This window comes from Bradyrhizobium sp. 142, assembly GCF_023074015.1.
Classification (GTDB): Bacteria; Pseudomonadota; Alphaproteobacteria; order Rhizobiales; family Xanthobacteraceae; genus Bradyrhizobium.
This window is the reverse complement of record NZ_JADPKQ010000224.1, coordinates 132191-140014: the sequence shown is the minus strand read 5'-3', so window position 1 is coordinate 140014 and position 7824 is coordinate 132191. Positions and strand designations below refer to the sequence as shown.

Annotated in this window: 5 protein-coding genes and 1 pseudogene; 5 read left to right on the top strand and 1 reads right to left on the bottom strand. The window is 58.9% G+C overall.

From position 1 onward, the window contains the following. Positions 1 to 811 (bottom strand): IS701 family transposase (locus IVA82_RS21200; protein WP_247493498.1); only part of this gene is annotated, 811 nt, incomplete at its 3' end. A 406-nt stretch (positions 812 to 1217) separates the two neighbouring features. Here IVA82_RS21200 and IVA82_RS21195 point away from each other — a divergent pair. From IVA82_RS21195 to IVA82_RS21175, 5 genes and pseudogenes are all read left to right on the top strand, one after another. Then, positions 1218 to 1916: pseudogene (locus tag IVA82_RS21195) on the top strand (ABC transporter substrate-binding protein); the annotation flags it as partial. A 1859-nt stretch (positions 1917 to 3775) separates the two neighbouring features. Continuing rightward, the gene (locus IVA82_RS21190; RefSeq protein WP_247388476.1) at positions 3776 to 4417 is read left to right on the top strand and encodes an adenylate/guanylate cyclase domain-containing protein; all 642 of its coding nucleotides are present in this window, start codon (positions 3776 to 3778) and stop codon (positions 4415 to 4417) included. A gap of 119 nt (positions 4418 to 4536) precedes the next feature. After that, a complete protein-coding gene (locus IVA82_RS21185; protein ID WP_247388475.1) occupies positions 4537 to 5862 on the top strand; it encodes a TAXI family TRAP transporter solute-binding subunit in 1326 nt (441 codons plus the stop codon). Positions 5863 to 5949: 87 nt separating this feature from the next. Beyond that, positions 5950 to 6711, top strand: a complete 762-nt coding sequence (locus IVA82_RS21180; protein ID WP_247388474.1) for a DUF4239 domain-containing protein — start codon at positions 5950 to 5952, stop codon at positions 6709 to 6711. Between the two features lie 141 nt (positions 6712 to 6852). Then, on the top strand, positions 6853 to 7824 hold the full coding sequence (locus IVA82_RS21175) for a formylglycine-generating enzyme family protein (RefSeq protein ID WP_247388473.1): 972 nt from the start codon (positions 6853 to 6855) through the stop codon (positions 7822 to 7824).

Here is a 7824-nt window from a genome sequence, read left to right as displayed (position 1 = left end):
CTCGCGCCGACAGGCGCTTCCAGTCGGACGGGCGCCGCGTCCGGGCGAGGTCCGCGGCCGTACCGGCGACCGGCGGTCGCTTGCCCCAGGATCGAAACACATGAGCGCTGCTGACCCCAAGCACGTAGCCTTTGCCTGCCCGCCGTAGTTGCTGTTCGATGTCGCCAACACCGTAGACCGTATCACCGGCAACCCACTTGAATGGTACAGACGCGGCTATCGCACGTGCGATCATTCTCGTCGCAAGCTTTGGTTTGGTCGCAAAGCCGACATCGGCAGGCACATAGGCGGCTTCCAGACGATCTGGATCGTCGGTCCATTCCTTCGGAAGATACAACGCGCGATCGATGAACGCATGACCATGACGCGAAACGTAGGTAGCGAAGACGCCGATCTGGCAGTTCGTAATCTTCCCTGCCGAACCAGTGTATTGCCGCGCCACTCCGCACGAGGCCTTACCCTGCTTGAGAAAGCCGGTCTCGTCGATCACCAGCACCGCATCGTCATCCGCCAAATGCTCGATGACATAGTCGCGCACGATATCGCGCAGGGCATCAGCGTCCCAATCCCCGCGACCCAGGATCGCCTGCTGCCGCCATGGGCCGGGATCGCCAGCCGCCTCCGCGCGCATCCAACCGGTCTTGCGCTGCTCATCTCCGAGCAGACCTTCCAGGAACAGGCCTGCATTCGTCGCAACACGCTCTTGCGTGAACAACGGACGTATCCGCTGCTTGATCTCTCGAAGCGACGCCGCCCACAACGCAAGCGTCTCCTCAACCGACGCGGCCCGCGCCCACGACATTCGAATCATGGTTGCCCATGGATTCAGAAGTCTGCAAACAAAGCAACTGTAATGTTAGGGACGTGGACGCCGCTATAAAATATTGTTTCGTGCAACGGCGATCGTTAGTTACGTCTCTATTATTTACCTGATCTTGCCTTCCACGTGGTCGCGGATCGAGCGTGAATCAGGTTCTTTCAAATCTGACAAACCAGCGGCTCATCAAAGGTGCGCTCGAATTGTCCGGTTTTGCATAGTCGCCGGATCGGAACGTGCATAGCCTCTCGGAGCGATTTCGAAAAGGGGCAAACCGCGCGTCACGGTCCTGCCCCGCAAAATACGCTCGGCGGGATCACATGCGACAGCACAAGGCCATCAGGCCTTTTGACATTGCGGCGGCCGCTTGGTTGGCCGCGGCACAAGCGCGGCAAGCGGCATGTTGAGACGGCTCGCCATGGCCGCTTGCGTCGGCCTGCTGGCATTGCATCCTGCTGTGGCGCTCGATGCGGTATCTCTACAACTCAAATGGAAGCACCAATTCCAGTTCGCTGGCTATTACGCGGCACTCGAGCAAGGTTTCTATCGCGATGGGGGCCTCGACGTCACCATCCGCGAGGGCGGTCCCGGCATCGACGTTGCCGAGACGGTCGCCAGCGGCCAAGCGGATTTCGGCGTCTGCAACGCCAGCGTTCTGCGCGAATGGTCCATGGGTCGCCGGCTGGTCGTGTTGGCCGCCATCTTTCAACACTCTCCGATCGTCATCCTGGTTCCGCGCCGGGCGGATATCAGCAGCGTGTCGGATTTGCGTGGCCATACCCTCATGGACTCTCCAGGTAACGATGAGATCGCCGTGATGCTTGGGCGCGAAGGGGTCAACTATGACGCCCTGCCGCGTGTCGCCCACGATGGCAACCCGCGCGATCTCTTGGCCGGCAGGGCCGATGCAATGGTCGCCTACAGCACCAACGAGCCGTTCGTCTTTGATCAGCTTGGCGCGGCGTACCGCATTTTCTCGCCTCAAGCGTACGAGATCGATTTTTACGGCGACAGTCTGTGCACCTCCGAAACCGAGGCAGAAGCCCATCCGGACCGAGTCGCCGCGTTCAGATCGGCCAGCCTGAAAGGCTGGGCCTATGCGCTCGCCCACAAGGCGGCAACGATCGATCTTATCCTGAAGAGCTATTCCGGAAAGAAGAGCCGCGACGCCTTGCTGTTCGAGGCGGAACATATGGAGATATTGGTCGGGCGGGACCCCGCCCGGATTGGTGAGCAGGATCCCGAGCGCTGGCAACGCATCGCCGCGACCTACCACAAGCTTTGGCTGCTGACTGACGATAAGTTGCCCGAAGGACTGATCTGGGATGGTGGACATGACAGCAGCGAGCGGCGCCGGTTGATCCCCTTGCTGCTGGTGCCTGTCGGCTTGGCTATTGCGGGCCTGGTTGCATACCGGAGGCGCAGCTTGCTGGCCCAATTGAGCGCGCTTCCGTTCGCCGCCAAGGCACAGCCAAGGCTTAGCCTGATCATGTCGCTGCTGTTCATCGGCCTTAGCATTCCCGTTCTCATTTTTATCCTGATCTACAATTACAATAAGAATTCGGCCGGCATGGTATCGATCCTGAATGAAGCGATCGCAAAGACCAGCCAGGCCGGTGTGGAGTGCACGGAGAACTTAATCGACAGTACCGAGAGCTCGCTGCGCTTTCTCGCGGACGTGGCGGCCGCCAATCCCGGCTATTTCCGCACGGAGCCAAGCCGCGAGCTGTTGTATCGTGCGTTAGTCTCGGCCACCTATATCGACGCCGTCTATGTCAGCTTCGAGGATGGCTATCACCGCGTGGTCACCCGCATCGACGAGGACCGCAGGCGCTCTGACCCGGCTATTCCAACGGCCGCTAACTGGCACTCCAGCTACATCGATGCGATCACCTTCGCTCTGCGGCGGACCCGCCATCGCAAATTCTTCGACATTTGGCCCCATGAAGTCGGCAATTACGATGTTGCCACCGAGACCGATATTCGTACTTTGCCGGGTTACCAGGCCGCAAAGACAACCTCAACGCTCGCCGTGACCGAGCCCTCAATCAATCCCGATACCGGCTTTCCCATTCTTTCTTTGCGCGTTCCAATATTCCATGGTGTTGACTTCTTGGGCTGCGCGTCGGCCAACATTACGGTAGACGTCATGTCCCGGTTTCTCGACAAGCACCGGGCCAGCGCACACAGCACCACACTCATCGCGGACCGCAAGAGCCAGAAGATCATCGCGTTTCCGGATCAGCAGAAAGGCGTGCGTGTAGAGAATAGAGTACTTGAGATCGCAACCCTGGCTGACATTGACGATCCAAATGTGCGCGAAGCTCATCGCCGGCATGCCCTCGCTGGAACTGACAGCTTCACTTTTCGATCGCCGGCAAACGGAGAGGAATTGATCGCGGCCTTTGCCAATTTCCCTGGCGGCTTCGGTCAGACCTGGCAGGTGATCACGTTGACGCCGATCAACGATTTCATAGGTACGCTGAAAGCAACCAATCGGCTAATGATGCTGGTCATCATCGTCCTCACCATGATCGAGCTATTCTTTATCTATTTCGCCGCGAGCCGACTTTCGCGACCGGTCGAAAATGTGTCGCGTCAATTGCAGGCCATCGAAAGTCTGAATTTTGAACCGCACGCGACGCCGCCATCGCATATCAAAGAGATCGCAAGATTAGAATCTGCGGCCTCCCTGCTGCGGACTTCGCTGAAGTCGTTTTCCTCCTTTGTTCCACTCGACATCGTCCGCCAGCTCATCAAGTCGGGCATTCCGCTAGCCTTGGGCGTCGAACAGCGATTCCTCACCGTACTCTTTTCAGATCTGGAGAATTTCTCCAGTTACTCCGAGACTCTCGCGCCAGATGATCTGCTGCTCCAGATATCGACCTATCTCGGGACGTGTCGGGCGCGATATTCGAAGAAGGCGGCACCGTGGACAAGTTCATCGGTGATGGGGTCATGGCGTTCTGGAATGCTCCGGTTCAACGCCATGATCACGTTCTGCGTGCCTGCGCCGGCGCGTTGCGGGCGGCACGGCGCATGGAGCGCGTCAATGATGTTTGGGAAGCAGAAGGGCGGCCGCGCATCCGAATCCGGATCGGGCTTAACTGCGCCACGGTTCTGGTGGGAAATGTCGGCTCTTCGACTCGGCTGAGCTATACCGCCTTGGGAGACGGCGTGAATGTCGCCGCCCGCCTTGAAGGGATCAACAAGCAGTTTGGCACCACGATCTGTATCAGCGACAGCATCTACGACCAGGCGCAGTCCGATATACTCGCACGTCCGCTGAAGCGGGTTCAGGTGAAGGGGCGCAAGACCGACTTCTTGATCTATGAATTGCTCGCTTTCCGCGCCAGTGACGATCCCGAGTTAAGGGTCCGTGATCGAGATGAGCAGCTGAGTGAGATGACCTGGCTCGCCTCGCAACAGTTCGAGGCTGATGATTTTTCTGCGGCAGAGCGCGCCTATCGTGCCGTCCTTGTCAACTTCCCGGCAGATCCCGTGGCCAAGTTCATGCTGAAGGAATGCGAGGAACGCCGAGCCGCCGATCTTCCTGACACCGCGGCGTATCCCGCTCTCTTTGGAAGTATCAAACAATGATTGCGGACTGATGCTTTTTGCATAGTCGCATGTCTTTTCTTCGATCAACCTGCGGGAATGCAGACGGCCCCTGAGCATTGCGGCGGCGGTAATCGGCCGACGCTTGCGGAGTGACCAGCATGATGGCGTCGAAATTACCGCTCTGGCTTCGCTTTGCCCTGATCGTCGGTCTCGTCATTCTTGCGACGGGCGCAGGTCTGTTTGCCTATCGATACTATGCTCGGCCGGTAACGCTGACCCTGGCGGTCGGCTCCATTGACGGTGAGGCTGCCAAGGCCATGTCAGCCATTGCCAGCCGGCTCGTTTCGACCAACGCCCCGGTGCGGCTTAAGGTTATCGACAGCGGAACAGCGCTTGAGGCTGCCAATGCGTTTTCGACAGGTAAAGTCGATCTCGCTGTGGTTCGCAGCGACGTCGGTGATTTGTCACAAGCGCAAGCCGTCATCGTTGTCACCCACGCGGTCATTTTGATCGTCGCGCCGCCGGGTTCGTCCCTCGACAGCATGGACAAGCTGAAGGGTCATACAGTGGGCGTGGTCGGCGGTGCCGCGAACTCGAAGATTGTCGATGTGCTGACGAAGGAATACGACCTGACCCGCGCCAAGGTTGTGTTCAAAAACATAGCGCCCGCGGACGTTCGACAAGCGATTCAATCAAAAGCGGTCAGCGCTCTTCTTGTTGCGATCCCCCTGACCGAGAAATATCTCACGCTTCTACGCGGGTTCTTTCAGTTGGGGGCCAAAACGGTGCCGGTGTTGATCCCGATCGAGTCTGCGGGCGCAATTGCGGAGACAGAGCGCGCCTATGAAAGCTTCGACGTCCCGAAGGGCACGTTGCGGGGATCGCCGCCGTCGCCAGACGATGACCTGACGACCTTGAGGGCGACGCTCTATCTGGTTGCGAACAAGAAGCTCGGCACTGATTTGATGACGAGCTTCACGCAGACGATTTTGAGCGTGCGCAGGGACCTGCTTGGCGAGCAGCCGATCTTCGCGCAAATCACCGCTCCCAGCACCGACCAGGATGCCTTCCTTCCGCTGCATCCCGGGGCCGCAGCCCTCTACAACGGCACCCAACAGAGCTTCATGGATGAATACGGCAACTGGATCTATCTGACGCCGATGGTGCTGGGAGGTGCAGCCACCATTCTTGCCGCGGCCTGGAAGTTTCTGGGGATCGGCGGGCCTGCCATTCCAGAAGGGCCCCTGGACTCTCTTTACGCATTGGCGCGCCGGATCCGGAAGGTCGACGCAGAGGCGGAGCTCTCGGAGATCGAAGAGGAAATCGACAGCATTCTTAGGGCAGAACGCGCCAAATCTGCCGCCGGAGACGAGAGCGCGGTGGATGCCGCTACGTTGAACGTGGCTGCCCACCGACTCGAGGGCCTGATTCACGATCGACGATCCGTGCTTGCAAAGAGAACGTTGGTTGCCTCCGCGGCCTAGACGACGTGGCAACTGCGGCCGCACATATTCGAAGGATGCCGATATGCAACGTGAATGCTTTCCTGTGGCTCGCAACGGAGACGCACCGTGAGCGCGATCGCGTTGTCGTGCATCGCGCTGGTGTGCATCTCAGGCGGAGCAATGTCGGGCATGTTGCTTCGAAGCCGGTTGAAAGGGCATCATCTGAGCGCGGACGCAAAGGACGTCGTCCGGCTGGGCACCGGCCTCATTGGGACGATAGCCGCGCTTGTCCTCGGCCTACTGATAGGTTCGGCGAAGAGCTCGTATGACACGCAAGGCACTCAAGTCAAACAGCTGACAGCCAATATCATCCTGCTCGACCGTTTCCTGGAGGAGTATGGGCCGGAAACAGTCGCGCTCCGCAATCTGATGCGGCGCGGCGTCACTATTTTGGCCGATCGAATGTGGCGTGAGAACACCTCCGAATCCACCAAGGCGGTCCCTTTCGCGGCCAGCACCGAAACTGAAACATTCTATTTGAAGCTTCAGGAACTCTCGCCAAAGAACGATTTTCAACGCTCCCTGCAAGCCCGGGCCATACAGGTTGGCACCGATATTGCGCAAACGCGTTTGTTGTTGTTCGCGCAGATGGACAATTCAATTCCGATGCCGTTTCTGGTGGTGCTGATTTTCTGGCTCACCATCATCTTTGCAAGCTTCAGCCTGTTTGCCCAGCCGAATGCAATCGTTGTCTGTTCTTTGTTTATCTTTGCGCTGTCGGCTGCTGGAGCGATTTACCTGGTGCTGGAGCTGGGTCAGCCATTTGCTGGGCTGATGCAGCTATCCAGCGCACCGCTGCGCAACGCCCTCATGCCTCTAAGTCCTTGAACCGATGCAAACGCCCGCGGGCTTTCCAAGCAGAGCTTGCTGATTTCGGCCTGCCGATTTTGTTGCGAGATGTTCGTTTTTGCATAGTCAGCTGCAGCCATCTCGAGAAACATATCACGGCGTCAACGGAAGGGTGCAACGATGCGCGGCTCTGCAGCGATAAACCAATCGGATGTCGGATTCGACGGCATGCTGCCGATTCCCGGCGGAACGTTCCGCATGGGATCGGACAGGCATTATCCCGAGGAAGCGCCGGTTCATCGCGTGACCGTCGATGCATTCCACATCGACCGAACGCCGGTCACAAACCGGCAATTCAAGGAGTTCGTGAGGGCGACCGGCCACGTTAGCTTCGCCGAACTTTCGCCTGATCCGCAGGATTATCCCGGTGCACTGCCCCATATGCTCTATGCCGGTTCGCTGGTGTTCTCGCCGCCCGTGCGGGCCGCCGATCTCCGCGATTGGAGCCGATGGTGGCAATTCATTAAGGGCGCCGACTGGCGCCATCCGTACGGGCCGAAGAGCAACATAAACGTGCTAGACAGTCATCCGGTCGTGCATGTCGCCTATTCCGACGCGCTCGCCTATGCGCACTGGGCAGGCAAGGATCTTCCAACCGAAGCGGAATGGGAGTTTGCGGCACGCGGCGGATTGGCTGACGCCGAATACGCCTGGGGCGCGGAGTTCGCGCCCGGCGGCAAGCACATGGCCAACACTTGGCAAGGCGAATTCCCGAACCAAAACCTCTGCACCGACGGCTTCGAACGCACTTCGCCTGTCACTGCATTCCCCGCCAACGGCTACGGGCTGCACGACATGATCGGCAATGTCTGGGAATGGACGGCCGATTGGTATACGCCGAAGCATGAGGCCGATGCGCCAAAGGCGTGCTGCATTCCGGAAAATCCGCGCGGCGGGCCCGAGGCCGCAAGCTACGACTCTTGCCATCCGAACATCAGGATTCCACGCAAGGTGCTTAAAGGCGGCTCGCATCTTTGCGCTCCCAATTACTGCCGCCGCTATCGTCCGGCCGCGCGTCATGCCGAGCCGATCGACACCTCGGCAAGCCATGTCGGCTTCAGGTGCATCACCAGGATGAGGATCACGCCATGA

Bases quoted from the DNA above. Each gene is read 5' to 3' on its own strand.
- IVA82_RS21185 (WP_247388475.1), top strand. From the start codon at position 4,537: ATGATGGCGTCGAAATTACCGCTCTGGCTTCGCTTTGCCCTGATCGTC.
- IVA82_RS21190 (WP_247388476.1), top strand. From the start codon at position 3,776: ATGGCGTTCTGGAATGCTCCGGTTCAACGCCATGATCACGTTCTGCGT.
- IVA82_RS21175 (WP_247388473.1), top strand. From the start codon at position 6,853: ATGCGCGGCTCTGCAGCGATAAACCAATCGGATGTCGGATTCGACGGC.